Origin of the sequence: Roseibium sp. HPY-6 (assembly GCF_040530035.1) — a bacterium.
Lineage (GTDB): Bacteria > Pseudomonadota > Alphaproteobacteria > Rhizobiales > Stappiaceae > Roseibium.
The window spans coordinates 1,016,472-1,041,781 of sequence record NZ_JBEWCD010000002.1 but is presented as its reverse complement, the minus strand read 5'-3'; the positions used below and the strand labels follow the sequence as shown (position 1 = coordinate 1,041,781).

24 protein-coding genes are annotated in these 25,310 nt (G+C 56.9%); 9 read left to right on the top strand and 15 right to left on the bottom strand.

The window, feature by feature from the left end:
* The first annotated feature begins 52 nt into the window (after positions 1 to 52).
* Together ABVF61_RS16205 and ABVF61_RS16200 are read left to right on the top strand one after the other, a co-directional pair.
* On the top strand, positions 53 to 1,264 hold the full coding sequence (locus ABVF61_RS16205; protein WP_353994570.1) for a BaiN/RdsA family NAD(P)/FAD-dependent oxidoreductase: 1,212 nt from the start codon (positions 53 to 55) through the stop codon (positions 1,262 to 1,264).
* 7 nt (positions 1,265 to 1,271) lie between these two features.
* Positions 1,272 to 1,730: a YaiI/YqxD family protein gene (locus tag ABVF61_RS16200; RefSeq protein WP_353994569.1), complete on the top strand. Its 459-nt coding sequence runs from the start codon at positions 1,272 to 1,274 to the stop codon at positions 1,728 to 1,730.
* Between the two features lie 144 nt (positions 1,731 to 1,874).
* Here the strand turns inward: ABVF61_RS16200 and ABVF61_RS16195 are convergent, their stop codons facing one another.
* Positions 1,875 to 2,234: a BA14K family protein gene (locus ABVF61_RS16195; RefSeq protein ID WP_502949972.1), complete on the bottom strand. Its 360-nt coding sequence runs from the start codon at positions 2,232 to 2,234 to the stop codon at positions 1,875 to 1,877.
* Positions 2,235 to 2,364: 130 nt separating this feature from the next.
* Positions 2,365 to 3,018, bottom strand: coding sequence for a hypothetical protein (locus ABVF61_RS16190; protein WP_353994568.1), 654 nt, complete (start codon positions 3,016 to 3,018; stop codon positions 2,365 to 2,367).
* A 396-nt stretch (positions 3,019 to 3,414) separates the two neighbouring features.
* On the opposite strand from ABVF61_RS16190, the gene ABVF61_RS16185 reads away from it, so the two are divergent.
* Positions 3,415 to 3,627, top strand: a complete 213-nt coding sequence (locus ABVF61_RS16185; RefSeq protein ID WP_299484415.1) for a cold-shock protein — start codon at positions 3,415 to 3,417, stop codon at positions 3,625 to 3,627.
* Positions 3,628 to 4,354: 727 nt separating this feature from the next.
* Here the strand turns inward: ABVF61_RS16185 and choV are convergent.
* The 3 genes from choV to ABVF61_RS16170 all read right to left on the bottom strand — a co-directional run bounded on the left by choV (position 4,355) and on the right by ABVF61_RS16170 (position 7,255).
* Positions 4,355 to 5,401, bottom strand: a complete 1,047-nt coding sequence (gene choV, locus ABVF61_RS16180) for a choline ABC transporter ATP-binding protein (protein WP_353994567.1) — start codon at positions 5,399 to 5,401, stop codon at positions 4,355 to 4,357.
* Positions 5,398 to 6,240 (bottom strand): choline ABC transporter permease subunit, encoded by an 843-nt coding sequence (gene choW / locus ABVF61_RS16175; protein WP_353994566.1) that lies wholly within the window; start codon positions 6,238 to 6,240, stop codon positions 5,398 to 5,400. The genes choV and choW overlap by 4 nt, the downstream gene beginning before the upstream one ends.
* A gap of 70 nt (positions 6,241 to 6,310) precedes the next feature.
* On the bottom strand, positions 6,311 to 7,255 hold the full coding sequence (locus tag ABVF61_RS16170; protein ID WP_502949971.1) for a choline ABC transporter substrate-binding protein: 945 nt from the start codon (positions 7,253 to 7,255) through the stop codon (positions 6,311 to 6,313).
* Positions 7,256 to 7,478: 223 nt separating this feature from the next.
* Here ABVF61_RS16170 and betI point away from each other — a divergent pair, with 223 nt between their 5' ends.
* The 4 genes from betI to ABVF61_RS16150 all read left to right on the top strand — a co-directional run bounded on the left by betI (position 7,479) and on the right by ABVF61_RS16150 (position 12,682).
* On the top strand, positions 7,479 to 8,081 hold the full coding sequence (gene betI, locus ABVF61_RS16165) for a transcriptional regulator BetI (RefSeq protein WP_353994565.1): 603 nt from the start codon (positions 7,479 to 7,481) through the stop codon (positions 8,079 to 8,081).
* A gap of 14 nt (positions 8,082 to 8,095) precedes the next feature.
* Positions 8,096 to 9,754 carry a choline dehydrogenase gene (gene betA, locus ABVF61_RS16160; protein WP_353994564.1) on the top strand — a complete coding sequence of 553 codons (1,659 nt, stop codon included), beginning with the start codon at positions 8,096 to 8,098 and terminating at the stop codon, positions 9,752 to 9,754.
* 45 nt (positions 9,755 to 9,799) lie between these two features.
* Complete coding sequence (gene betB / locus ABVF61_RS16155) at positions 9,800 to 11,263, top strand: betaine-aldehyde dehydrogenase (RefSeq protein ID WP_353994563.1); 1,464 nt, start codon at positions 9,800 to 9,802, stop codon at positions 11,261 to 11,263.
* 135 nt (positions 11,264 to 11,398) lie between these two features.
* Positions 11,399 to 12,682 (top strand): adenylate/guanylate cyclase domain-containing protein, encoded by a 1,284-nt coding sequence (locus ABVF61_RS16150; RefSeq protein WP_353994562.1) that lies wholly within the window; start codon positions 11,399 to 11,401, stop codon positions 12,680 to 12,682.
* 84 nt (positions 12,683 to 12,766) lie between these two features.
* On the opposite strand, the gene ABVF61_RS16145 is transcribed toward ABVF61_RS16150, so the two are convergent.
* The 4 genes from ABVF61_RS16145 to ABVF61_RS16130 all read right to left on the bottom strand — a co-directional run bounded on the left by ABVF61_RS16145 (position 12,767) and on the right by ABVF61_RS16130 (position 16,205).
* A complete protein-coding gene (locus tag ABVF61_RS16145) occupies positions 12,767 to 12,979 on the bottom strand; it encodes a hemin uptake protein HemP (RefSeq protein ID WP_353994561.1) in 213 nt (70 codons plus the stop codon).
* Between the two features lie 369 nt (positions 12,980 to 13,348).
* A complete protein-coding gene (locus tag ABVF61_RS16140; protein WP_353994560.1) occupies positions 13,349 to 13,813 on the bottom strand; it encodes an Rrf2 family transcriptional regulator in 465 nt (154 codons plus the stop codon).
* Positions 13,814 to 13,901: 88 nt separating this feature from the next.
* Positions 13,902 to 14,933 (bottom strand): LacI family DNA-binding transcriptional regulator, encoded by a 1,032-nt coding sequence (locus tag ABVF61_RS16135; protein WP_353994559.1) that lies wholly within the window; start codon positions 14,931 to 14,933, stop codon positions 13,902 to 13,904.
* A gap of 93 nt (positions 14,934 to 15,026) precedes the next feature.
* The gene (locus ABVF61_RS16130) at positions 15,027 to 16,205 is read right to left on the bottom strand and encodes a BaiN/RdsA family NAD(P)/FAD-dependent oxidoreductase (protein ID WP_353994558.1); all 1,179 of its coding nucleotides are present in this window, start codon (positions 16,203 to 16,205) and stop codon (positions 15,027 to 15,029) included.
* A 78-nt stretch (positions 16,206 to 16,283) separates the two neighbouring features.
* Between ABVF61_RS16130 and ABVF61_RS16125 the strand changes: the two genes are divergently transcribed.
* Positions 16,284 to 16,427 (top strand): hypothetical protein, encoded by a 144-nt coding sequence (locus ABVF61_RS16125; RefSeq protein WP_353994557.1) that lies wholly within the window; start codon positions 16,284 to 16,286, stop codon positions 16,425 to 16,427.
* Between the two features lie 333 nt (positions 16,428 to 16,760).
* On the opposite strand, the gene ABVF61_RS16120 is transcribed toward ABVF61_RS16125, so the two are convergent.
* The 5 genes from ABVF61_RS16120 to ABVF61_RS16100 all read right to left on the bottom strand — a co-directional run bounded on the left by ABVF61_RS16120 (position 16,761) and on the right by ABVF61_RS16100 (position 21,392).
* Entirely contained in the window at positions 16,761 to 17,966 is a 1,206-nt protein-coding gene (locus tag ABVF61_RS16120; RefSeq protein WP_353994556.1) for an ABC transporter substrate-binding protein, read from the bottom strand.
* A 93-nt stretch (positions 17,967 to 18,059) separates the two neighbouring features.
* A complete protein-coding gene (locus tag ABVF61_RS16115; RefSeq protein ID WP_353994555.1) occupies positions 18,060 to 19,025 on the bottom strand; it encodes a branched-chain amino acid ABC transporter permease in 966 nt (321 codons plus the stop codon).
* A 14-nt stretch (positions 19,026 to 19,039) separates the two neighbouring features.
* Positions 19,040 to 19,912 carry a branched-chain amino acid ABC transporter permease gene (locus ABVF61_RS16110; protein WP_353994554.1) on the bottom strand — a complete coding sequence of 291 codons (873 nt, stop codon included), beginning with the start codon at positions 19,910 to 19,912 and terminating at the stop codon, positions 19,040 to 19,042.
* 5 nt (positions 19,913 to 19,917) lie between these two features.
* On the bottom strand, positions 19,918 to 20,625 hold the full coding sequence (locus ABVF61_RS16105) for an ABC transporter ATP-binding protein (RefSeq protein ID WP_353994553.1): 708 nt from the start codon (positions 20,623 to 20,625) through the stop codon (positions 19,918 to 19,920).
* On the bottom strand, positions 20,622 to 21,392 hold the full coding sequence (locus ABVF61_RS16100; RefSeq protein WP_353994552.1) for an ABC transporter ATP-binding protein: 771 nt from the start codon (positions 21,390 to 21,392) through the stop codon (positions 20,622 to 20,624). Before ABVF61_RS16100 ends, ABVF61_RS16105 begins: the two co-directional genes overlap by 4 nt.
* A 623-nt stretch (positions 21,393 to 22,015) precedes the next feature.
* Between ABVF61_RS16100 and ABVF61_RS16095 the strand changes: the two genes are divergently transcribed.
* Positions 22,016 to 24,055 carry a putative bifunctional diguanylate cyclase/phosphodiesterase gene (locus ABVF61_RS16095; RefSeq protein WP_353994551.1) on the top strand — a complete coding sequence of 680 codons (2,040 nt, stop codon included), beginning with the start codon at positions 22,016 to 22,018 and terminating at the stop codon, positions 24,053 to 24,055.
* Here ABVF61_RS16095 and kynU read toward each other — a convergent pair.
* On the bottom strand, positions 24,048 to 25,253 hold the full coding sequence (kynU, locus tag ABVF61_RS16090; RefSeq protein ID WP_353994550.1) for a kynureninase: 1,206 nt from the start codon (positions 25,251 to 25,253) through the stop codon (positions 24,048 to 24,050). The genes ABVF61_RS16095 and kynU overlap by 8 nt on opposite strands.
* Between the last annotated feature and the right edge of the window lie 57 nt (positions 25,254 to 25,310).

Sequence of the window (25,310 nt, the reverse complement as noted above, 5' to 3'; positions counted from 1 at the left end):
GATTGTGCATTCAGTGGTGGCGCGATCGGCCGGTGTCGCCTTATAAGGCCCCATGCTTGACGTGCTTATCATTGGCGCAGGTCCCGCCGGACTTTATGCCGCCGATCAACTGTCCGCTGCGGGATACTCGGTGACAATCGTCGATCAGATGCCGTCGCCCGCCCGCAAGTTTCTGATGGCCGGACGCGGCGGTCTCAACCTCACGCATAGTGAGGATGTGAAGACGTTCCTTGGGCGGTACCGCGACGCGGCGCCCTTTCTCGCCCCACTGATCGAATGCTTTCCACCGGATGCCCTGACCGCATGGTGCCATGAGCTCGGGCAGACGACATTTGTCGGCTCAAGCGGCCGGGTGTTCCCGACCTCCATGAAAGCCTCGCCCCTGCTGCGCGCGCTGCTGCGCCGATTGCAAACCAACGGCGTTGAACTGCTGACGCGTCACAGGTTCGCCGGGCTGAGTTCATCCGGAAGAGCTCTGGTGCAATCCGGAGACGAAGATCCGCACCCCATGCCGGCACGCGCCTTACTGCTTGCGCTCGGCGGAGCGAGCTGGCCGAAGCTGGGCTCCACGGCAAAATGGGTTCCTAACCTCAAAGAACGCGGCGTCGGCATCACACCTTTTCAGCCCGCAAATTGTGGCTTTCACATTTCATGGAGCCCTTATCTCAAGGAACGGTTCGCTGGCCACCCGTTGAAACGGGTCGAACTCAGGATGGGTGACAAAAGCCGGTTTGGCGAAGCGATTGTGTCGGAGAAGGGCCTTGAAGGAGGCGCAGTCTATGCCTTGTCTGCAGATATCCGCGAGATCATCAACACGGCCGGTTCCGCACGGCTTGTTATTGATTTGCGTCCTGCCATGGATGCAGGCGCCATAGCCGAAAAGCTCTCGCGCCCGCGGGCCAAGCAGTCTCTGTCCACCTTCCTGAAAAAGAGCCTCAAAGTGACGCCGCTTGAAATGGCACTGCTTCGTGAGACAGGCCCTTTACCCGAATCCCCTGCTGGTCTTGCCAGCCTGGTCAAGTCCGTGCCGATAACTTGCACAGCGCCTTATTCGATCGACCGCGCGATCTCATCGGCTGGTGGCATTGCCCTTGCCGAATTGACCCCGGATCTGATGCTCGAGAAACTGCCTGGTGTTTTTGCTGCCGGAGAAATGCTCGACTGGGAAGCTCCGACCGGCGGTTACCTCTTGCAGGCCTGTTTTGCGACGAGCCATTGTGCCGTTCAAGGCATCAAACGTTATCTCGAACAGAAAGCTGTATAACGAGCCCATGACGATTCTTTACGTAGACGCCGATGCGTGCCCGGTGAAAAACGAGGCGATTCGTGTGGGAGAGCGTCACAATGTGACAATCACATTCGTCTCCAACAGCTGGATGCGGCTGCCCGAAGGCGACCTGATCGAGCGCGTTGTCGTTCCCGAGGGCCCGGATGAAGCCGACAACTGGATTGCGGATCGGGCAAAGGCCGGTGATGTCGTTGTGACGGCTGACGTGCCGCTTGCTGCGCGCTGTGTCAATGCGGGAGCAATGGTAATCGGCCCGACTGGAAAACCCTTTCGCGAAGACGCCATGGGCATGCGGCTTGCGATGCGCGACCTCAACACGCATTTGCGGGAAACTGGTGAAATCCGCGAAAGCGGACCGTCCTTTACCAAGGCTGACCGGTCGCGGTTTCTCAATCAGCTGGAGACGATCATGCGGGCGGCCAAACGAATATCCGGCGGCTAAACAAAAACTCCCTGCAAGGCTGGGAGGAGAACCTTGCAGGGAGAACGCCGGAAACACACGCGGGTGTCATTTTCTTACCGGCTTTGTTGCATTGTCATTTAACTGGCCGGAACCGGATGCCCGGTTCCCGAAAACCCGATGCGCTTAGCGGCAGAACTTGTACTGACCGGAATAAGCCAGGAAGTAGCCTGTGTTCGGGTTGAACGAACGGTATTTGGCGCGGCAATAGTTGTACCAGGCCGGGGACCACGGTGCCGGACGATAGGTTACGACCGGAGCCGGTGCCGGATAATATGCAGGCGGCGGAGCGTAGTAACGCGGTGCCACGTAACGGGGGCGGGACAGAGCAGAACCGATGATTGCGCCTGCTGCAATGCCACCGGCGATACCGGCACCGACGCGCCAGCCATTGTTGCCGGCTTGAGCGGTCGTCGTCTGGGAGGTAAGCATGACACCGGCGACAAGAGCCAGCGCAGTGGTTGTGGTTGCGATTTTCTTGAACATTCCGTTGTCCCTTCATTTTTGCGAGGCAATCACTGTCTCTCCGCCTCACCTCATGAAAGGACAATAGCCGCCCCGAATACTTCGCTCTGTGACTGGAGTCACAAGAGGTCACTTTACGGAAATTTGGTCGTCAGGGCCGGAAAACAGCGTCCGGGTGACACGCCTGCGACGCCATATTGTCCTGACATTCGCTCACGCGTGACAGGTAAGCCCGAAGATAGTCGGCGTTTTCGTTTTGCTCATCCATGGCGTCGGCCAAAGACACCGCGCGGGCCAGCCATTCATCAGCAAGTTCGGTTTCGTCCGCAAGAGCGAGCGCATATCCGGTGATGGCCGCAACAAACGGCTTTTCCTTATCGACCCGGCCGAATTCGGCTTCCGCCTCTTCGATAAACTCCTCAAAGAGGTCCCCATTTTTCAAAAGCGCTTCGTTCTCGAACCAAAAAGCCTGCAACAAAATCAGGAAAGCACCTTTCGAACGCGTATGCTCCAGGACCTCTGCGAGCTTGTAAGCGCGCTGCCAGGGAGGAAGTTTCCGGATGACCTTATAGTCCTCGGTCTCAACAAACTTCCCGAGCTGCTCCAGTTCCCGCTCTGAAAACTCCCGATAAAGGGGCAGGCCGTTTGAGGGGCACACCGGCAGTTTGGTAACAAACTCACAGGTCGTCACCTGTCTGAAGGACATGGTTCTGCCCATGATCGTGCACATCATGGTTTCGACGATTTCAAACTTTTCGCCGCCAAGGGGACAGGTCTTCTCGCCGCGGACCGGGCTTCCTGACATCGCGGGGCTGGCTGAAAGTGCCCACAGCACAGCCAAAAAGGCTAACCTGATCAATGCCGATTTACCTCACCTGGTCTCCAATCCGAAGGTTCGAACCGCAGCTTGTCAAAAAGATGGTGCGAACCAGACCACAAAAAGAATTCTGCATTTCGTGCAAACTAAGAGAAATCTCACACTTGTTTCACTTGCCACGCCACCACCTCAGACCTACATTGTCGCGCATCGGCGCGCGTTGCGCCGTACGGGACATGACGAAAGACCCGGTGAGACTGACTTCGGCAGCGCTCCATCAAGCACTGCTCTGAATACCCAAGCTTTCCGTTTCTTGTTGACTTCTCGTATATCCGCGTTCTGCCGGGAACGGGCAGGCGCACACACTAACGGAAAGGTTTCTCCATGCGTGAGAACGGCACCATCAAGTTTTTCAACCACGACCGCGGTTTCGGCTTCATCACACCGGACAGCGGCGGCAAGGACGTTTTCGTCCACGTGACCGCATTCGAGCAGGCCGGAATCGGTACGCCCGTTGAAGGTGCGAAAATTTCTTTCGTCGCCGAAGACGATCGCCGCGGCCGCGGCAAGCAGGCAGCCCAGCTCGAGCTGCTTTGACCCTGTTTCGCGGGTTTCCTATCAAGCTCGCTTGAGACAAAGGAAACGGGGCCAATCGGCCCCGTTTTTTTTGCGACAAAACCTCCGCTCAGTTTCACAACCTCTTCCGTCGCTACAAGAGTGAATTTCACCCCCTCGCACTACGCGAAGGTACGGTTTGTGGCAGGCGAACATTTCTTTCACTGGCGTGATTGCCAAACACGCACAAGACTCTCTCAGTCCCATCCACAAGCCTATCGTCGTCATCCCGGCCAAACGGAGTGCGAGCGGGGATCGGTGAGCCCCAACATGCGTGATCATTACCAAACCAAGGGCTGTTTTTGCCTCTCCGGTCCCGGATCTCCGCTTCGCTGCGTCCGGGATGACGAAGGTGAGGCTTTCAGGAGCTCATCAGACACACTCGAGTGCGTTCTAAGGTAGTCGGGCAATTCACTATTGCCTTTCTGGTGCGGCTGGCGCTCACGCAACGTCCACGCTCACGGCTTTGGCGGCCCATCCTTCGAGACAGCGCTTTCGCGCTTCCTCAGGATGAAGTCGTTCGATTTTGCAACCTTGGAACTTGCTTGTTACCAACAGCCTCATCCTGAGGAGGACCGCGAGGTCCGTCTCGAAGGATGGGTCACGAATTTCCGGCGTTTAGAGTTGTGCAGCGAAACTTTGGCCCATTGGGTAGGACCAACAATCAATGCGTTGACGTCGAGAGTGTTGGTTCTTGGTGCAGCACACCTCACTTCAACATGCAGTCGAGAAGTTCTTTCTCGCCGATGACACCCACGATCGCGCCGTCACTTTGAACGATGACGGGCTCGGAGCTGGATTTCTTAAGCTTGGCGACTTCGCGGACGGGTGTGCCGCTTTCGCAGGTCGGTCCACTTGCGAGAGATCCCGGAAGACTTCCCGGAGGCACCATGATGTCGCGTGCGCGCAGTACGTTGAGCGGGTTCATGTGGCTGACGAAGTCCGACACGTAGTCGTCTGCAGGGTTCTTGACGATTTCCTGCGGTGTTCCGAGCTGAATGACACGGCCACCTTCCATGATCGCGATGCGTGAACCGATCTTGGCGGCCTCGTCGAGATCATGACTGACAAAGATGATCGTCCGGTTCAGTTCCTTTTGCAGATCCAGCAACTCGTCCTGGAGCTTGTCGCGGATAAGGGGATCAAGGGCCGAAAACGGTTCGTCCATCAGCAGGATCGGTGCGTCCGTGGCAAATGCGCGGGCCAGGCCGACACGCTGCTGCATGCCGCCCGACAGTTCGTGAACGTATTTCTCACCCCAACCGGAGAGGCCGACGAGCTTGAGCTGGGTTTCAACCTTGGCCGCGCGGTCCTTGACCGACATTCCGGCAAGTTCGAGACCGAAGCCCACATTTTCAGCGACCGTGCGCCAGGGCAGCAGTCCGAATTGCTGGAACACCATGGCAATCCGGCTACGGCGCAACTCACGCAGTTCGGTGGATGAACAGGTTTCCGGGTTCACGTAACGGCTGCCGTCATGGACCTGAACTTCGCCGCGGATCACCGGATTGAGACCGTTGACCGCACGCAGCAAAGTCGACTTGCCAGACCCGGAAAGGCCCATCAGCACCAGAACTTCGCCCTCGTGGATATCGAGGCTGGCTCCTGCGACGCCGAGGATCTGTCCAGTTTCGGCCTGGATTTCCTGACGCGTCTTGCGTGCGTCTACCAATGGCAATGCGGACTTTGGATCATCGCCGAAAACGATGTCGACATCCTTGAAAGTGACAATCGGGGTTCCGGACATGTTAGTCATCGCTTGGCCCCCTCTTTGGAGCGGAAGAAGCGGTCAAGCACAATTGCAATGAGGACAATGCACAGCCCTGACTCAAACCCGAGAGCAATATTGGCCGTATTAAGCGCGCGCAGTACAGGTTCACCAAGTCCGTCGGCTGCAACAAGTGCTGCGATGACCACCATAGAAAGCGATAACATGATTGTCTGGGTCAAACCCGCTTTGATTTGTGGCAGCGCATAGGGAAGTTCGACCTTCCATAACAGCTGCGACTTGGTTGCCCCGAACGCCTTACCTGCTTCAAGTAACGCATTTGGGGTCGAGGAAACACCGAGTTGGGTGAGCCGGATCGGGGCTGGTATCGCAAAAATAACCGTCGCGACAAGACCGGGGACCATGCCAAGACCGAATAGAATGAGAGCGGGGATCAAATAGACAAAGGTTGGAAGGGTTTGCATCAAGTCGAGCACAGGACGCAAAAAGGAATAGAATTTTGGATTGTGCGCAGCAAGAACACCGACCGGAACACCCACAACCATACAGACAACAGACGATGAGACCACAAGCGCCAGTGTTTCAGTAGTCTGTTCCCAGTACCCCTGATTGATGATCAAAAGCAGACACGCGGCCACAAGGGCAGCAAAGGTTAATGTCCGTTGGACCAGGAAAGCCAAAGCAACGATGATCGCGACCAACAGCAATGGATGTGGAGCCTGAAGAACCCAGAGAATTCCATCAATCATTGCAAGGAGAAATGCGGAAATTCCGTCGAATATCCAGTAAGCGTTTTCTGTCAGCCAATCAACGCCGTTTTTTGCCCATTTGCCGATCGGTATTTTGTTCTCTGTAAGCCAGTCCAACTTGTCGCCCCTTCTGTGTCTAAAACAAAGACGCCGGCGATCAAGCCGGCGTCCCAGTAAGGTTTAAACCTTAGAGGCCAAGTGCACCTTTCACAGCGGCAAACGAGTCGCCTCCGTCGAATGTCTTTACACCCACCAGCCAGCTTTCGAATGTAGCGGGATGCTCTTTTAACCAAGCTGCTGCCGCCTTGTTCGGATCCTCTCCATCAGTCAGGATCGCGCCCATGATCTCGTTTTCCATGGCAAGCGAGAACTCGAGGTTTTCAAGAAACTTGCCGACGTTCGGGCACTCTTTGGTGTAGCCCGCGCGGACATTCGTGTAGACCGTCGCGCCACCGAAGTTCGGGCCGAAAATGTCGTCGCCACCTTCCAGATAGGCCATCTCGAAATTGGCGTTCATCGGATGTGGTTCCCAGCCGAGGAAGACGATATCGTTTTCCCGTCTTCCGGCACGCGTCACTTGGGCGAGCATGCCCTGCTCGGACGACTCAACAACTTCAAAGCCTTCGAGACCAAAAAGGTTTTCGTCGATCATGCCGATGATCAGGCGATTGCCGTCATTGCCCGGCTCAATGCCGTAGATCTTGCCATCAAGATCGTCCCGGAACTTGGCGATGTCCTGGAAGCTCTTCAGGCCCTTGTCATAGGTGTATTTCGGAACCGCGAGCGTGTATTTGGCCCCTTCCAGATTGGCGCGAACGGTTTCGACCGACCCATCTTCACGGTAATTCTTGATATCGCCTTCCATTGTCGGCATCCAATTGCCGAGGAAGATGTCGATGTCCTTGTTCTTAAGGGACGCATAGGTAACCGGCACGGACAGCAATTTTACATCCGGTTCATAGCCAAGCGCTTCAAGCACCACCGATGTCGCTGCCGTCGTTGCCGTGATATCCGTCCAGCCGACGTCCGAGAACCGAACCGTCTTGCAGGCATCCGGGTCGCTGGCAAGTGCCGTGCCGGACAGCATCAGGCTAAGTGCCAGACCTCCAGCGAGTTTCGCTGCAATGTTCATGAGTATACCTCCTTCGGAAAGCTGACTTATCTATTTTACAGGGTGCGTGGTCCTGCACGGCGCATAACGCCGGAACCCGCGAAGGACGGACGTCAGAAGTGTCCGTGACATTCCTCCAAGACCCTGCCCCGGCGCAATCCAAACATCCACTGCAAAATTTTGCAAGTTTTCATTGATTGAACGTTCAATTAAAAATAATACTCGGGAAAGCCCGGAGATTGCGATGCCCAAAGTCGGAATGGAAGCGGAACGTCGGAAAAGCCTGATCGATGCGACCGTCGACGCAATTCATGAACGTGGTTACAGCGACATCACGATGGCCCAGATCGCCAAGCGCGCTGGCGTCTCCGGCGGGTTGGTTCACCACTATTTCGGGTCGAAAGACCAATTGCTTGCAGCAACAATGCGACATCTGTTGACCGAACTCGGCCGCGCAATCCGCAAGGACCTTGCCCGCGCTGAAACACCGCGCGAACGCATTTCGGCAATCATCACCGGCAACTTTGCGACCGACCAGTTCCAGCCCGCCGTGATAGCCGCATGGCTCGCTTTTTACGTGCAGTCGCGCACGACGAAGAGCAACAGCCGGTTGTTGCGTGTTTATGCGGCACGGCTGGCTTCAAATCTGACATTCAATCTGCGCTCATTCATGCCACGTGCCGAGGCGCAGCGTGTTGCAGAGGGAACGGCTTCGATGATCGATGGTGTCTGGATCCGCCAGGCCTTGAGCGATGCCCGTCCGGACCGGCAGGCAGCGATCGCAATCGTTGAAGACTATGTTGAAACCAAAATCGCCGCTTACACGAACCGTGCCGACAACGGCTGAGCAGGAGCTCTTTCATGCCTGACCAGTTTGACTTCATTATCGTGGGTGCCGGCTCCGCAGGATGCGCCATGGCGAACCGCTTGTCGGAAGATCCGAACAACCGGGTGCTGGTGCTGGAATTCGGCGGGACTGATGTTGGCCCGCTGATCCAGATGCCGGCGGCGCTTTCCTATCCCATGAACCTGCCGATTTACGACTGGGGTTTTGAGAGCGAGCCGGAGCCTCACCTTGGCGGACGCCGGCTTGCGACACCGCGCGGCAAGGTGATCGGCGGATCGTCCTCCATCAACGGCATGGTCTACGTGCGCGGCCACGCCTGCGACTTCGATACCTGGGAAGAAATGGGGGCAAGCGGCTGGGGCTACCGGCATGTCCTGCCCTACTACAAGCGGCTTGAACAGAACCCGCAGGGACAGAATGGCTGGCGCGGGACCGACGGCCCCTTGCATGTGCAGCGCGGCACAAAGTGGAACCCCCTGTTTCATGCCTTCCGCGATGCCGGTCAGCAGGCGGGCTATGGCGTCACGGAAGACTATAACGGTGAAAAGCAGGAAGGTTTCGGCGACATGGAGATGACGGTCCACAAGGGCCGTCGCTGGTCTGCCGCCAACGCCTATCTGAAGCCCGCCCTCAAGCGCGGCAATCTGGAACTGATAAAGGGCGCACTTGTCCGCAAGGTTCTGATCGAAAACAACCGCGCCGTTGGTGTCGAATTCGAGACCGGCGGCGAAATCCGCGAAGCCCGGGCCGCGCGCGAAGTCGTTCTTGCCGCTTCGTCCATCAACTCACCCAAGATACTGATGCTTTCCGGCATCGGCCCTGCCGACCAGCTGTCTGAGTTGGGCATCGAAGTCGTTGCAGACCGGCCCGGAGTCGGTGCCAACCTGCAGGACCATCTGGAACTTTACATCCAGCAGGCATGTACGCAGCCGATCACGCTCTACAAGCACTGGAACCTCTTCTCCAAGGCAATGATCGGTGCCCAGTGGCTGTTCTTCAAGAATGGCCTTGGCGCGTCGAACCAGTTCGAGAGTTGCGCCTTTATCCGAACAAAGCCAGGCATCAAATATCCGGACGTGCAGTATCACTTCCTGCCCTTTGCCGTGCGTTATGACGGCCAGGCGGCGGCGGAAGGGCATGGGTTTCAGGCACATGTCGGCCCGATGCGGTCAAAGTCGCGCGGCCGCATTTCGCTGAAATCCGGTGACCCGAAGGACAAACCGTCGATCCTCTTCAACTACATGTCGCATGAAGAGGACTGGGAGGACTTCAGAACCTGTATCCGTCTGACGCGGGAAATATTCGGTCAGGAGGCATTCGCGCCCTATCGCGGCAAGGAAATCCAGCCGGGAGACAATGTGCAAAGCGATGAAGCGCTCAACGATTTCATCCGCGAGCATGTGGAAAGCGCCTATCATCCTTGCGGAACCTGCAAGATGGGTGCAGCGGACGATGCGACGGCTGTTGTCGACCCGCAATGCCGTGTGATCGGCGTCGATGGGTTGCGTGTTGCAGACAGCTCCATTTTCCCGCAAATCACCAATGGCAACCTCAATGCCCCTTCGATCATGGTCGGTGAGAAGGCCTCCGATCATATCCTGGGCAAAGACCCGCTTCCGGCCTCGAACCAGCAGCCCTGGATCCATCCGGACTGGGAAAACAGCCAACGCTAACGCCAGGCCGGATCAGCGGCCCAAGATCAATTTCAGGAGCACCTCATGCGCGCCCAACCGAAAGCCTCGCACTATGTCGGCGGTTCCTATCTGGAAAGCCAGTCCGGAACGCCGTTTGATTCCCTTTATCCGGCGACGGGTGAGGTCATTGCCCGAATCCAGTCGGCGGACGATGCGGTCATTGAGGCTGCTGTTTCAGCGGCGAAAGAAGGCCAGAAGGTTTGGGCGGCGACATCCCCTGCCGAACGTGGCCGGGTTCTGCGCCGTGCCGCTGAGCTGCTGCGTGCGCAGAACCACGACCTTTCGGTGCTGGAAACACTCGACACAGGCAAACCCCTGCAGGAAACGCTCATCGCCGACGCCGCTTCAGGCGCAGACTGCCTTGAATACTATGGCGGCTTGGCCGCGACGCTTACCGGCGAACATATCGATCTTGGCGGATCCTTTGCCTATACGAAACGCGAGCCGCTCGGGGTCTGCTTCGGGATCGGTGCCTGGAACTATCCGATCCAGATTGCCTGCTGGAAATCGGCACCGGCGCTGGTCTGCGGCAACGCCATGATCTTCAAGCCTTCCGAGGTCACACCGCTCAGCGCATTGAAACTGGCCGAGGCACTCACCGAAGCCGGATTGCCGGATGGCGTTTTCAACGTGATCCAGGGTTTTGGCGACGTTGGCGCAAAGATGGTTGCGCATCCCGATATTGCAAAGGTCTCGTTGACAGGATCGGTCCCGACCGGTGCGAAGGTCGCCGCCCTTGCCGGTGAACACCTGAAGAAGACGACCTTGGAACTCGGCGGCAAGTCACCGCTTATCATCTTCGACGACGCCGACATCGAGAACGCAGTTTCAGCTGCCATCAACGCAAACTTCTATTCAAGCGGACAGATTTGTTCGAACGGAACGCGTGTTTTCGTTCACAAGGCGATCAAGGAAGAATTTCTAGCCCGCCTCGCCGAGCGCACAGGCAACGCACTCCTTGGGGATCCGCTGGATGAAGCGACGAATATCGGCCCGCTGGTTTCCAGACAGCAATTCGACAAGGTCATGCACTACATGCAGATCGGTCAACGGGAGGGCGCCCGGCTGGTATGCGGCGGCGGTGCTGCCAGTGTCGACAGTCTCCCTGATGGCTACTTTGTCCAGCCAACGGTTTTTGCCGATGTCAAGGACGACATGACCATTGCCAGGGAAGAGATTTTCGGGCCGGTGCTCAGCGTTCTCGACTTCGACGATGAAGATGACGTTGTGACACGGGCCAACGATACCGAATTCGGTCTTGCCGCAGGCGTCTTCACACGAGACATTCAACGCGCGCACCGCGTGATCGGCAGGCTTCAGGCCGGGACTTGCTGGATCAACACCTACAATCTGACTCCAATCGAAATGCCTTTTGGCGGCTACAAGAAATCCGGCATTGGCCGCGAAAACGGTCATGCCGCTATTGAGTATTACAGCCAGATCAAAAGCGTTTACGTTGAAATGGAGGGTGTTGAAGCTGCATTTTGACCAGTCTCAGCCGATTTCAGACAAACAGTCCCCGGTGAATTCGCCGGGGATTTTTGCTTTATTGCATCTCACGCAGATTGAAGTTTGAACGGCTGAGACCAGATTAGCAGTGAACCGGGATTACGAGGAAACCGAATGACCCGAAACGTGCTCGACCCCGCGCCGCGCAGCTATGCCCCGCATGTCTATCTTCTCAACCGTTCCCAGCGCGGTGCCTCCTGTGCACCTGAGCAACAAACGCTCGGCGATGTACATGACTGGCTGTTGCACCAGGCAACACGGATCGACAACGTGATGCTGATGTTCGAGGAATTCATGTGGCGCTGCACCGCCGCGGATCTCGGCATCGATCGCTGCACGCTGCATATCGGAACGCTTCATCCCAGGATGATCGGATTTTCCTGGTTCTGGAGCCGCCTCGATCAGATCTGCGATGAAATCGCAGCAGATGCGGGCGCAATTACGCAGACCGCCTTCACCCGTAATCCGCTCTACAAAGTCATTATCGAAGGACAGACGATCAAGGTTGACCTTGAAACGGAGGAGGGGCGCACCTCTGCGCCACTCATGAAGGAGCTGGCTGAGCAGGGATTTACCGCCTATGCGGCCATGCCTCTCAGCGCTTCGGGCGAAACGTTCAATGCGATGACTTTCGCAACGACGCGCCCGGGTGGGTTTGAGACCAAGGACAAGGATCAGATCAAACGGCTGATCGACCTTCTAGCGCTCCATGTGGAACGGCACATTGTGACCCGCATTGCACGCAACGTCGCCGACACATATCTCGGCCCGATCGCAGGACGGCGTGTTCTTGACGGTGAAATCCGTCGCGGTGACGGCGAGGCCATCGAAGCGGTGGTCTTCATGTCGGACATGCGCGGCTTTACCCAGCTTGCGGACCGGCTAAGCGGGCCTGAGGTCACTGCGATACTCAATGCTTATTTTGACCGGGTATCCGTCGCGATCCTCAACCATGGCGGTGATATTCTGAAATTCATGGGAGATGGCATTCTGGCTGTTTTCGACCAGAAGGTTCTAGGCGAGGGCGCAGCAGCTTCTGCGGCCGTGAACGCTGCCAGAGCAGCGCTTGCAGCTATCGAGGATCTTAATGAAAATGCGCCCGATGATCTCCCGCCAGCCGAGCTCTGGCATCCGCTCAAGATCGGCATAGGGCTACACAGGGGCGAAGTTTTCTTCGGCAATGTCGGTGGAGAAGAACGGCTCGATTTCACCGTAATCGGACGGGCGGTCAACGAAACCAGCCGTGTTGAGTCCTTATGCAAGCCTCTTGGCCGCGAACTGCTACTGACCGAACCCGTTCGGGATGCCCTCACGGGCGAGCTGCAGACCGGCCTCAACGAAATGGGCGAGCACGCGCTGCGCGGTGTCGGCAAACCGGTCGCGATCTTCGCGGCATGAATGTCTGACGTCCTGCCGGTCGATCTTTAAGGCTTGCCTGTCATCCCGGCACAAACCGGGATGACAGTAGCCGCAACAAGACGCTCACTTCGTCAGAATCAACTTGCCCTGCTTTGTGATCGACAGGCGATACGTGTCCTCGTTGTGCTGGATCTGGATCTGACGCAGCCCGCTGAACAATTCGCGCGAATCGAACTCGGATTTCGGCTTCACTGCATTCGCGGCCAAGGCGTGTCGAGAGCTGCCTGGCACGCTTATGGAAAGGCGGCGCTTCTGGCTGTTGGCGGTTGGTGTCATTGGCGCGATCGGTCCTTGGCCCGTGTTTGTCAGCTTCGCGAAAGGCTTCGCGAGAGCGTCCAGATGAGAACAATTAAAAGGTGAGTTTCTTACTCAACTTTATACTTGACACTCATACTCAAGTTTTCCTATCAAGGCAATGCCTGATCGAAACGGAACTGGAAATCGCGTCCTCCGGTTTTGCAAAGAACAGGGTCTGCGGGCAACCGAAGACAAAAAATGCCAGGCCAGCCAACCGCCCTCTCCTCTCCCTCAGCGGCTAGCCAGCCCGGCCTTTTCTTTTGGTTCAAATGTGAGCCGCTGTCTCGTTCAAATGAAAAAAGCGCCAACCTGCCGGTGGCGCTTTTTGCAACTTACCATCCTGGATGATTATGCGTTCGCGGCAATCGGCGTGCTTGCGACATCAATTTTCAACAGATCGCGCATGCCAAACCGGTCTTCGGAGAGATCGGCAATCGATTTCGCGTCGAGCACTTCCATGAAGGCTTCCAGAGCTTCATGCAACAATCCGTTGAAGCCACACGATACGATCAGCGGACAGTCTTTTCGCCCTGAATCGAAACACTCTGCAAGCAGGAAGCTTTCTTCCGCTGCCCGGACAACCTCACCCACCGTGATCTGCTCCGCAGGACGGCCCAGCATGACCCCTCCATTGCGGCCGCGAATGGTCTTGATCAGATTGGCATCGACCAGGACCTTCATGATCTTGAAGAGATGGGTTTCCGACATGTCAAAGCTGGCCGCGATATCTGCAACCTTGCTTGGTTTGTCGGGGTTCACGGCGCAATACATGAGAGCGCGCACGGCGTAATTGGTCTGTTGTGTCAAGCGCATGACGTAGATATGCGGCGCGAGGCCTCAAAGGTCAATGCAAAAAATTGAGTGTATGAGTGCACTTTACGTTTTTTAGACCGATTCAAGACTAACCGGGCAAATTGTCCTTGAGAAAAACATCAATGCCAATGCGCTCCTGACCGTCGTTGATCGGCGCGCCATCGCAAAGGGCCTTCAGAACCCTGATGGCGCTTCGGATTTCGTGACCGGGATCCTGTGCAATGACGGCGTCCATTACATTGTTTCTAAGCGCATCGCTCGTGTAAGGCGTCAGTTCATGCCCGACGAATACAATTTTTTCTGCCCGCGCGGAGGCCGACAATGCGGCGATTGTTCCGCGGTTCCCCGCACCAATATTGTAAAGACCTGCCAGGTCCGGAACGTCCTTGAGCAGCTTTGTCACCAGATCCGCATTCCTGGCATTGTCATCTCTGCCCTCACGCACCTTGAGCAGCTCCAGATGCGGAAATTCGGTTTCGATAACCTGCCTGCAGCCTTCATATCGCTCGGCGTGATCCCGCAAACCAAGCGACCCTGCGATCAGGCCGATCTGACCTTCTTTTTCTGGCAGGAAACGGCCAAGCAATCGACCGGCAGTGCGTCCGGCGGCTTGATTGTCGATCCCGACAAAGTGCTGACGCGCGGAAGACGGGTGATCCGAGACAAGTGTCACGACCGGGACGCCGCGGTCCTGAAGGCGGTCGATGCTAGCCCTGACTTCCGGAAAGGCCGGCGCCACGACCGCGACCCCATCGCAAACTGATCTGTCCAGCACCGCCAGGGTGCCGGCTACACGATGCCCATCAAAGGCATCGATCGGCTCCACATGAATGGTCATCCGGTCACCGCTCATCGTTTCGGCATGCGAGGCGGCTTCCTGGGAGAGGTCCTCCATGAAGGCGTTCGGACCGTTCGGGATCAAAAAGTGAAACCGGTAAAGCCGCTTCTTGGCGAGACCGGCTGCAAAGACATCGGGTTTGTAATTCAGATTGTCAGCGGCAAGCCTGACTTTTTCGATCGTTGCCTTGCGCACACCCGGACGGCCATTAAGCACCCGGTCAACCGTCGCCAGACTGACGCCAGCCGTTGCCGCCACATCATGGATTGTCACGCGCTTCATGCACACCTCTCGAATGAAGACAGTATACAAGCGAATGAGGAACGGTCATCAAAAAATGCTGCAGCGCATTAAAATGCACACCCAAGTGACTTTTTACACGAATTGACCCGCGGCGTGACCGGACGACCAGGCCCATTGGAAATTGAAGCCTCCGAGGTGGCCGGTCACGTCCACGGCCTCGCCTATGAAATAAAGACCGGGCACTCCGGCTGTTTCCATGGTTTTCGAAGAGAGTTCCTTGGTGTCGACGCCGCCGAGGGTCACTTCCGCCGTCCGGTAGCCTTCAGTCCCGACCGGGGTCAGTTGCCAACGGTTCAGCTGCTCGGCGGCCCGGCGCAATGCCTTGTCCGACTGATCAGCAAGCCGTCCCTTCAACCGGAACGCCTGGGCGAGAGCATCTGCGAGCCTGTTCGGCAAAAGCTGACCGAGCGCTGTTTTCAAATCCTGTTTCGGTGCATCCTGTCGTGCTGTGCGCAAGGTTTCAAAAACGTCCGCGCCGGGAACCAGATTTACCGAAATCGGTTTGCCCTCCTGCCAGTAGGAGGAAATTTGCAGGATTGAAGGTCCCGACAAGCCGCGATGGGTGAAGAGCAGGCCTTCCTGAAACGTCGTTTTCTGGAATGAGACCCTGGCGTCCACTGCAACACCTGACAGAGAGCTGCAGAGTTCCTTATTGGCATCCGAAAACGTCAGCGGCACCAGGGCAGCCCGTGGCGGGACGATCTTCAGACCGAATTGCTTGGCAAGGTCATAGGCAAAGCCTGTCGCGCCCATTTTCGGGATCGACGGTCCGCCCGTCGCAACCACAAGCGTCTGCGCTCTTAAGGGTCCCTTCGACGTTGACACCGAGAACCGGTCATCGGGCTTGGAGACCGCCTTGATCCCGGTTTCCAGCTGCAATGCGCCACCGGCCGCTTCAAGTTCGGTGAGCAGCATCCGGATGATGTCCTTGGCGCTCTCGTCACAAAAGAGCTGGCCGAGCGTTTTTTCGTGCCAGGGAATACGGTGTTTTTCCACCAGCTTCAGAAAATCCTGCTGGGTGTAGCGCTTCAGGGCTGAAACGCAGAAACGCGGGTTTTGCGATAGAAAGTTCTCCGGGGAACAATGCAGATTGGTGAAATTGCAGCGGCCGCCGCCCGAGATGCGGATCTTGTCCGCAGGCCGCTTGGCATGGTCGATGACCAGCACCTGGCGCCCGCGCTTTGCCGCCTCAATCGCACACATCAGACCGGCGGCACCACCACCGAGCACAAGAACATCCAAATCACGCATGGGCGCGCTTATACCGACTTTGGATCGTGTGAGTAAGGGCCATTTCTGCTCTTTATTGAGGCTCGGCAGGAACGAGTTATGTCGGCAGATCCGCTGAGTGTGAAACTGTTTTCCGGCCAGGCGCAGCGCGAGCCGGAACCCCGGGGCCACAAGCGTCGCAGGACGATTGAGCCCATGGGGGAGCACCGATCCCGGATCTCCGCTACGCTGGGTCCGGGATGACGAAGGAAAACAGATGTCGCCGAAAGTCCCTCGTTCTGAGAGACCTCATTGGTGGCTGGTCGCCCTTTGCTTAGCGAAGACGGATGCGAGATCCGTACCAGCATGTCTGCAGCCAACCTTTGTTGTCATCCCGGACGTAGCGAAGCGCAGGTCCGGGATCCAGTAACCACAACTCTATTCTCCGAACTTTCACACATTCGTTTACTGGATCCCGGTCTCGGTGCCACCGAACCGGGATGACAAGGAATACGGGCTTATGCCCCAAGTCGAACAAAAAACCGGCCGCCCTTTCGGGCCGCCGGTCTGATTGATTTCCTCCTGAAAGGAAGAAACTTACTTCATTTCGGTGATGACTTCGAAGCCGTTGGAGCCGACTTCAAAGAGAGCGTAAGTGCCCGGAACGTCGCCTTTTTCGTCGAAGTTGTGGTCGCCGGCTGCGCCTTTGTAGTCGATGGCGGTGCCGGCTGCGATCAGCTCTTTCGCCTTCTTCCACTCGCCCGGACGGATGGCTTCGCCTTCACCGTTGGAGACGTCGACGACAGCCGCCGCGACGTCGGCCTTGTTGCCGCCGGCCTTTTCAATGGCGAGCGCCAGCACGAAAGCCGCGTCGTAAGAGGTGTTGGCAAAGATCGCATCGGGATCTCCACCGACGCCCTTGAAAGCTTCGTTGAACATGTTCAGCGACTCGGACTGCTCACCAACCGGAGACGAAGACACAAACGTGGCCAGGTTTTCTGCACCCAGTTCGTTGATCACAGCATCGGACTTCATGCCGTCACCGCCGACGAACTTGTCGAAGAAGCCGTTTTCAAGTGCCTGGCGCAAAATGGTGAGACCGGTGCCGTCGCCATAGTCGAAGATGACCAGCGTATCAGCGCCACCCTTGGCGAGTTCCGCCAGGTTGGAGCGGTAAGAGGCCTTGCCTTCTTCATGCGCAGCAAATTGCGTGATTTCGCCGCCGAGTTCATCGGCATACTCGGCTTTGAACGCATTGGCGAGGCCAGTGCCGTAGTCATTGTTGAGGTAAGCAACCGCAACTTTGCCGTAGCCCATCTCTTTCATGGTACGTGCAAGCGCACGGCCCTGGTAATCGTCGGACGGAACGGTGCGGAACACAGTGCCCTTGTCTTCCAGACCGGAGATTTCGGGGGACGTACCTGACGGCGTGATCAGCGCGATGCCAGCCGGGATGGTGACGGAACCGGCAGCCGCGAGAACTGCGCCCGAACAATGCGGGCCGACGATGCCGACGACACCTTCGATGTTGACCGCCTTGGTTGCAGCGTCCGTGCCGCCTTGCGGATTGCAGGCACTGTCGCCGACGACGCCGACGAGGTTCTCGCCGTCACCGATACCGCCCTGCTCGTTGACCTGCTGAACCGCCAGCTGTGCGGCGTCGATCATGGCTGGTGCCATCGCAGCGATCGGGCCGGAAACGCCGCCGATCAGACCGATTTTCACGTCGGCCTGCGCGGGTGCGGACGCCAGAGCTGTTGCGGCCAGCATGCCTGCAGCAAGTGCAATAAACCTGGTTTTCATAAGAGTACCTCCTCAATTATCCGGTCTTTGCCGGGTCTTTAGGAATTTCGGTTCCCGCATCTGAAAACAAATGCGATCCCCAAGGGAGCGGGCCTAGTGCGGGTCCGCCCCGGATTTCGTTGCCCGCTGGTCTCCCCTCAATGGCTCGGGAAGCAGTCCTTCCGGCCGAAAGCGCAGAACCAGCTGCAGCATCAGGCCGATCAGGAACAAGCGGATGTATTTTGCCTGGACCGCATATTCATGCGGAAGGCGGTCAGTTGCAATCTCTGATACGGACCAAATGATCCAAACCACCGCAGCACCCAGGATCGCGCCCCGATTGTTCCCGGAGCCGCCAAGGATAAGCATGATCCAGATCAGGAATGTTGCGACCATTGGATCAATGGCCTCCGGCGTGATGGATCGGTTGAAATGGGCAAACAGGGCGCCGCCCAAACCCATCAGCGCCGCGCCGAAGATAAAGGCTTCCAGACGGCGGAACTCCACGTCCTTGCCCATGGCCTTTGCCGCGTCCTCATTGTCGCGGATTGCCCGCATCATTCGCCCCCAGGGCGCATTGAACTGGCGTTCAACGAGAACATAGGCGGTGATCAGAACGGCCAGAACGATGATCAGATAAGCGATTTGCGATTCCATATATGCCAGGTCCCCGGCCGGACGCGGAATGCTGGAAATGCCGCGCGCTCCGTTCGTCAGTACCGGCTCGGACTTGATGACCAGACGGATAATCTCGGCGATACCGATCGAGGCAATCGCCAGGTAGTCGGACCGGAACCGCAGACAGATCTTGCCAATCGGCCAGGCCACCAGAGCTGCCGCGAGCATCGCCGCGACCCACCCGAAAATGAAGTGAAGATCGAAGCCTCCTATCCGGCCATCTGCCGGCGGCGTGGAAATGATCGCGGACGTATAGGCACCGACCGCAAAGAAACCGGCGATACCCGCATTGAAGAGACCCGCAAAGCCCCACTGGATGTTCAGGCCCAGCGCCAGCAGAGCGTAGATGCAGATAAAGATCCCCATGAAGAGGGCATAGTTTACAAGACCCAGAAACTCCATCTTGCTCCCTCCTCTTAAAGAACCTTGCCCTTGAGCAGCCCGGTCGGGCGCACAAGCAGCATGAACAACAATATGGCAAAAGCCATGGCCGCCTTGTATTCGCTTGGGATAACCAGAACCGAGAGTTCTTCGGCGATACCGACGATCAGGCCGCCAAGCACCGCCCCCTCAACCCGGCCGACACCGCCAAGAATGGCGGCCGCGAACATGGGAAGCAGCATGTGCCAGCCCATCATGGATTTCAGTTCCGTATTGATGCCCAGGAAAAAGCCGGAAGCAGCGCATAGACCACCAGCGATTACCCAGGTCAGCATGACGACTTTCTTGTTGTCGATGCCGGAGAGCAGAGCAAGGTTCGGATTGTCCGACATAGCCCGCATCGCCTTACCCCACTTGGAACGGGTCAGGAACACATGCAGGACGCCGACCAGTGCGACCATTGCTAGGATCGTGTATATCTCCCGGTCGCGAATACGGATGCCGAAATAGTCTTCCGGGCGCACGATACCGCGGGAATAGGTCTGCGTATCGACGCCCCAAACGACCTGGACGACCGCCCTGATCATGAGCGCGATCCCGAGCGATGCCATGACGGTCACGATCTTGGGCCGCTCGCGGAGGTGCTCGTAAAAGACCTTGTCGATCCCGACCGCAACGGCTGCGGTTCCTAGGATGGCGATCGGAAGCGCAACATAAGGAGAGACCCCAAGGCTTGTGACGACAGCAAGAGCGATGAAGGCGCCGAGCGTTGCCATATCGCCATGTGCCAGATGGGCATAGCGCAGGATCGCGAAGATCAGCGTGATGCCAACAGCACCCAGAGCGTAGATCGACCCGAGCACAACGCCGGGCACAATGTAGAAATTGAGAAGTTCGAACAGGTCCATACCGATCACCCACCCAGAAACATTTCGGCGACTTCACGGTCGGCAAGAAGATCCGCACCGGTCCCTTCATGACGATTTTTGCCTGCGGCGAGGACATATCCGCGATCGGCAAAGGCAAGTGCCTGCTTGGCATGCTGCTCAACCAGAAGGATGGCGACGCCGGTGTCGCGCACATCGCGGCAGATCTGGAAAATCTGCTCCATGTATTTCGGTGAAAGGCCTGCGGTCGGTTCGTCCAGAAGAAGGAGTTTCGGGTCCAGCATCAGCGCCCGGCCCATGGCAACCATCTGACGCTGACCACCGGACAGACTGCCGGCCAGCGTCTTGCGGCGCGCTTTGAGATCCGGGAACAGTTCGTAGACCCGGTCATATGACGCCGACAGGTCTCCGGACTTCAGAAAGCCGCCCATCTCAAGGTTTTCATGTATCGACATTTCGCGAAATATGTTGTCGACCTGCGGCACATAACAAATCCCGCGCTGTACGATCCGGTTCGGCGCCCACCCGGTGATATCGTCACCGTCGAAGAGAATTTTACCGCCGCGTATTGTCAGCAGGCCGAAGACGGATTTCATGGCGGTGGATTTGCCAGCACCGTTCGGGCCGACAATCACGACGATTTCGTCCTGTGCGACGCTCAGCGAAACCGTTTGAAGAATGTCCGCCTCGCCATACCCTCCGGTCAGGCTTTCCATGGAAAGAAGCGCAGTCATGCAGCGTCTCCCGTGGTTTCGCCAAGGTAGGCTTCAAGCACCTGCGGATCGGAGCGCACCGTCTGGAAATCACCTTCGATCAGCACCCTGCCCTCTGCCATGCAGACGACCGGATCACACAGCTTCTCGATCATCTCCATGTCGTGTTCGATCAGAATGAAGGTATAGCCGCGTTCCTTGTTGAGGATATCGATCTTGGTTTCCAGTTTGCGCAGCAAGGTCCGGTTGACGCCCGCTGCCGGTTCATCAAGAAGAACCAGCTTTGCGTCGGTCATCATTGTGCGCCCCAGTTCCAGAAGTTTTTTCTGGCCTCCGGACAGATTGCCTGCGCGCTCGTGCGCGACGTGGCTCAGTTCCAGAAACTCAAGCGTTTCGTAAGCTTTGCGTTCAACGTCGTGTTCCGACGTCTTCACGCGGCCCCACGCCACCCAGTTGGCGAACAGGCTTTCCCCCGGCTGTGATGGGGGCACCATCATCAGGTTCTCAAGCGCTGTGAGCTTGTGGAATTCATGGGGGATTTGGAACGTGCGCACCAGTCCCTTGAGAAAAAGCTGATGACTGGCAAGGCCCGTCACGTCCTCGCCTTGGAAACGGATGGCACCACTTGTTGGATGAAGCGCTCCGGCGATCAGATTGAAGAGCGTTGTTTTCCCGGCGCCGTTAGGCCCTATCAGTCCTGTGATACTGTTTGCTTCGACGCGAAAGGTGCAGCCATTGACTGCTTTGAAACCGCCAAAATCCATAACGAGCTGATCAAGCTCTAGCATTCAAGCTCCTCGCCGCCCCCCAAAAGCGGTCTTTCTTCTTTCATCTTGGCTGCGCCTCGCCTTTCCGGCTCTTTTGACAAACGTTTGACGCCTGCCCGTCGCAACAAGATGACCTTCTAACTTCATTGGCTCAGCAATCAACCGATAATCACCCGCTTACACAGTAGAAAGGGCAAGATATTCCAGAATTTGCCCGTCCGCGAAACGTGTAATTCTGAAACCTGCCAAGTTTGCTGGGGGTGTCCTGTAAGCGTGCCGGACAAATGCCGGTTTTCGCCTGACCCATGATTTCGACAGCGTGCCCGGAAAATCCGCCGACGCCTAAAAACCGCTTTTCCTGCCAATTGTGGCACTATGCAGGTCATCTCGCATCGATTTATACGTAATTCTGCCAATAAACTTCAGACTTTTCCTCAACGAATTCAATTTGAAGGAATATTATTAGGTCCATTTCAGGGTTTCTCGATTACAGTCGATCTTCTGTTTTGTGCATCGCAATTAATACTGCGAGCACGCATGCGATAGAACTACAGGCAGGTGAGCCGACGGCCCGCAAAGCCTTTAAACGGAGTTTGGAGGAAAAACTGGCAAGCCAACCCGAACCGTCCCCGGATAGACATGACGTGACGCCCCTGTTTCCGGTCACCATTGCCGACGGCAAAGTTGATATGGACCTTGTCCTCCAGTTGTACGACAGACTCGATACGGCAGTATGGATCTTCGATTTTGACCACAAAAGATATTTGTGGGCTAACAAAAAGACGCTTGAAATTACCGAAGCGGAATCTCTTGAGGAATTGCAATCGCGCGACCTTGCGGCCGATATGTCACCGGCGGTCGAGCAACGTCTCAGGCAGTACCAGCAGGACTTCAAGAAAAGCGATACAAGCTTCTCCGAAATCTGGACACTCTATCCGAAGGGCAAACCAAAGGTATTGCAGATCGCCATGAGCGGCGTCCGGCTGAGGGATGGTCGGATGGGTCTGCTTTGTGAAGGTCGCGAACATCACGAACAGCAACCCGAAACACTGCGAAGCGCCGAAGCCCTTCTGCACACAACGGTGATGATTTCGCTGTTTTCAAGACAAGGCGAGCCGCTCTACAGGAATACCGCCTCGCGCGCGTCGTGTGTCTCGCTCGAGACACAGTTCCATGAGCAGTTTGTGCATCCGGAGGATGTTCAGAGCGTATTCGATGTGGTTGATCGCGAACGATCGCTCAAATTCGTCGCGCAAATGAAGACGAATGCCGGAGCGAAATGGCACGAACTGACCATTCGCGCATGCCACGATGCGGTTTCCGGACAAGATGCCTATCTCGTCAGCGAAATCGACGTTACCGAACTTCACGAGACCAAGGAACGTGCGCAGTACCTCGCGAGCCACGATACGCTCACAGGCCTTTCCAACAGAACCTACCTCCAGGAACGGCTCACACAGATTCTCGATGTCGCCAAGCGCAATGACCGGACCGCCACGCTTTACCTCCTGGATCTGGACGATTTCAAGCTGGTGAACGATTCCCTCGGTCACGCGGCCGGTGATGCCCTGCTTCAACTGGTTGCCGAAGAACTCAAGACCCTTGCGGGACCGGAAGACGTTGTCGCGCGGCTCGGTGGTGACGAGTTTCTCATCTGTCATCTTGAGAAACCCGGCGAAGAAGAGCCCGGCTGGTTTGGACGTGCGCTCCTCAATTCCTTTTCAAAGCCACGCATGATCGAGGGCAAACAGCGCCAGATCGGCTTGAGCCTCGGATATGCGCACTTTTCCGACGATGGCGAGACGGTCGACGAACTCATGCGGCATGCCGATCTTGCGCTTTACCAGGCCAAGTCGGATCCCAACAACAAGTGCATCCAGTTCCGGGACAGGATGCGCCGCCTTCGGGATGAGCACCGCGCCATCAAGAAAGATCTCGAGCGCGCATTGAAGGAAGACCAGTTCGTTCTCTATTACCAGCCGATCGCATGCACACGCACTGACCGGGTTGTGTCAGGTGAAGCGCTGCTGCGCTGGCAGCATCCCGAACGGGGTCTCATTGGACCGGACGAATTTATCCAGATCGCGGAAGATACCGGTCTGATCAATGACATCGGAAACTGGGTTGCCGAACAGGTCGCCAAGTTGCAACGGCGCATGCACAATCTGCAGAACAGCGTTCCGTTGACCCTTAACGTGTCACCGCGGCAGCTCTCCGACTCCTCGTTTCTCACCCTGATGCAGTCATTGCCGTTAGAAACGGGATGTACGCCCGGCAGGATCTCCTTGGAAATTACAGAGTCCGTCATTCTCGGTGACATCCCGAACGCTCGCGAGACTCTGGCGACCTTGAAAAACTGCGGGTACCAGATCGTCATTGACGATTTCGGCACCGGCTATTCGAATCTTGCGTATCTGCACAACTATCCGATCGACGGCATCAAGATCGACCGGATGTTCATGGAAGACGTTGAGTCCGGCGGCGAAATCGTCAAACTGATCCTGTCACTCGCGACAGCACTTGGCGCAGGCGTCGTTGCCGAGGGTGTTGAAACTGTCGAGCAACGCTCCTGGCTTTCAAAGAACGGGTGCAACCGCTACCAGGGGTATCTCTACTCAAAGCCCGTCCCGGAAGAACGCTTCCTGTCCATGCTGGAAACACAGAGCAAGATCGCTGCTATGTGACCTTTGCCCGCGTTTTGAATTCCGGGCTGTCCCAACTGCGCGTCTTCAGGATCTCCGACAGAATATCCACCGCATCAACCACATCCTGATGCGAAAGATAGAGTGGCGTAAAGCCGAAGCGCATCACATCCGGCGCCCGGAAATCACCTATCACACCGCGTGCGATCAGGGCCTGCATTGCCGCATAACCTTCTTGGAAGCGGAACGAGACCTGGCTGCCGCGCTGCTGCGGATCTCGCGGACTCGCGAGCGCCAACTCGGGACATTTCGCTTCAACCTGCGAAATGAAAAGCTCGCTCAATGAAATCGACTTGGTGCGGAGATCGGCCATATCAACGTCATCAAAAACATCCAGCGCTGAGTAGAGACTGGAGAGCGCCAGAATGGCTGGCGTTCCAACCGTCATGCGCATGATCCCGGTGACGGGTCTGTAGTCCAGATCAAATGCAAAGGGCGCTTCGTGCCCCATCCACCCGGTCAGGGGCGATGTGACGTGGTCAAGATGCTCCGGAGCCACATAGAGGAACGCTGGAGCCCCCGGGCCGCCGTTCAGATATTTGTAACCGCATCCGATTGCGAAATCCGCCTTGGCCCCAAGAAGATCGACTTCGATGGCCCCTGCCGAATGCGCCAGGTCCCAGACCGCGAGTGCACCGGCCTCATGGGCTCTGCGGGTCAGCTCTGTCATGTCATGGAGACGGCCGGTCCGGTAATCGACCTGTGTCAGCATCATGATCGCAACGTCGTCTCCAAGGGCCGCTTCAACGTCCTCCGGATCTACAATTTTCAGCTCGTGTCCCCTGGAGAGCAGTTCCTTCAGTCCTGATGCGACATAAAGGTCTGTCGGGAAATTTCCGTTGTCGGACAGGATCACCTTGCGGTCCGGGCGAAGGGAAAGTGCCGCTGAGAGAACTTTGAAGACGTTGACCGACGTGCTGTCACAGGCAACGACGGTTCCCTCCGGTGCTCCGACAAGCCTGCCGATGCGATCGCCTGTGCGAAGCGGCAGATCGATCCAGCTATGGGTATTCCAGGCTCGGATCAGACTGCTTCCCCACTCTTCCCGAACCACTTCCGACACCCTTTCCGGAACGTGTCTTGGCAAGACCCCCAGAGAGTTGCCATCAAGATATATGACGCCTTCCGGGATGAGAAAGGCGTCTTTCTTGTGCCTCAGATCATCATTCAAATCAGACATGTTTTGTGAGGTCATTGCAGGCCCGTTCCGGAGATGCATTTGAAGAAGGAGCCGCAC

What these genes read in the sequence shown, in the direction of transcription:
- betA (WP_353994564.1), top strand. Translation starts at nt 8,096, where the DNA reads ATGCCTGACCAGTTTGACTTCATTATCGTGGGTGCCGGCTCCGCAGGA.
- ABVF61_RS16120 (WP_353994556.1), bottom strand. Translation starts at nt 17,966, where the DNA reads ATGAAAACCAGGTTTATTGCACTTGCTGCAGGCATGCTGGCCGCAACA.
- ABVF61_RS16105 (WP_353994553.1), bottom strand. Translation starts at nt 20,625, where the DNA reads ATGACTGCGCTTCTTTCCATGGAAAGCCTGACCGGAGGGTATGGCGAG.
- betI (WP_353994565.1), top strand. Translation starts at nt 7,479, where the DNA reads ATGCCCAAAGTCGGAATGGAAGCGGAACGTCGGAAAAGCCTGATCGAT.
- ABVF61_RS16110 (WP_353994554.1), bottom strand. Translation starts at nt 19,912, where the DNA reads ATGGACCTGTTCGAACTTCTCAATTTCTACATTGTGCCCGGCGTTGTG.
- betB (WP_353994563.1), top strand. Translation starts at nt 9,800, where the DNA reads ATGCGCGCCCAACCGAAAGCCTCGCACTATGTCGGCGGTTCCTATCTG.
- ABVF61_RS16125 (WP_353994557.1), top strand. Translation starts at nt 16,284, where the DNA reads ATGTCGGCAGATCCGCTGAGTGTGAAACTGTTTTCCGGCCAGGCGCAG.
- choV (WP_353994567.1), bottom strand. Translation starts at nt 5,401, where the DNA reads ATGACTAACATGTCCGGAACCCCGATTGTCACTTTCAAGGATGTCGAC.
- kynU (WP_353994550.1), bottom strand. Translation starts at nt 25,253, where the DNA reads ATGTCTGATTTGAATGATGATCTGAGGCACAAGAAAGACGCCTTTCTC.
- ABVF61_RS16185 (WP_299484415.1), top strand. Translation starts at nt 3,415, where the DNA reads ATGCGTGAGAACGGCACCATCAAGTTTTTCAACCACGACCGCGGTTTC.
- ABVF61_RS16170 (WP_502949971.1), bottom strand. Translation starts at nt 7,255, where the DNA reads ATGAACATTGCAGCGAAACTCGCTGGAGGTCTGGCACTTAGCCTGATG.
- ABVF61_RS16195 (WP_502949972.1), bottom strand. Translation starts at nt 2,234, where the DNA reads ATGTTCAAGAAAATCGCAACCACAACCACTGCGCTGGCTCTTGTCGCC.
- ABVF61_RS16140 (WP_353994560.1), bottom strand. Translation starts at nt 13,813, where the DNA reads ATGCGCTTGACACAACAGACCAATTACGCCGTGCGCGCTCTCATGTAT.
- ABVF61_RS16115 (WP_353994555.1), bottom strand. Translation starts at nt 19,025, where the DNA reads ATGGAGTTTCTGGGTCTTGTAAACTATGCCCTCTTCATGGGGATCTTT.
- ABVF61_RS16145 (WP_353994561.1), bottom strand. Translation starts at nt 12,979, where the DNA reads ATGACACCAACCGCCAACAGCCAGAAGCGCCGCCTTTCCATAAGCGTG.
- ABVF61_RS16190 (WP_353994568.1), bottom strand. Translation starts at nt 3,018, where the DNA reads ATGTCAGGAAGCCCGGTCCGCGGCGAGAAGACCTGTCCCCTTGGCGGC.
- ABVF61_RS16130 (WP_353994558.1), bottom strand. Translation starts at nt 16,205, where the DNA reads ATGCGTGATTTGGATGTTCTTGTGCTCGGTGGTGGTGCCGCCGGTCTG.
- ABVF61_RS16200 (WP_353994569.1), top strand. Translation starts at nt 1,272, where the DNA reads ATGACGATTCTTTACGTAGACGCCGATGCGTGCCCGGTGAAAAACGAG.
- ABVF61_RS16135 (WP_353994559.1), bottom strand. Translation starts at nt 14,933, where the DNA reads ATGAAGCGCGTGACAATCCATGATGTGGCGGCAACGGCTGGCGTCAGT.
- ABVF61_RS16100 (WP_353994552.1), bottom strand. Translation starts at nt 21,392, where the DNA reads ATGCTAGAGCTTGATCAGCTCGTTATGGATTTTGGCGGTTTCAAAGCA.
- ABVF61_RS16150 (WP_353994562.1), top strand. Translation starts at nt 11,399, where the DNA reads ATGACCCGAAACGTGCTCGACCCCGCGCCGCGCAGCTATGCCCCGCAT.
- ABVF61_RS16205 (WP_353994570.1), top strand. Translation starts at nt 53, where the DNA reads ATGCTTGACGTGCTTATCATTGGCGCAGGTCCCGCCGGACTTTATGCC.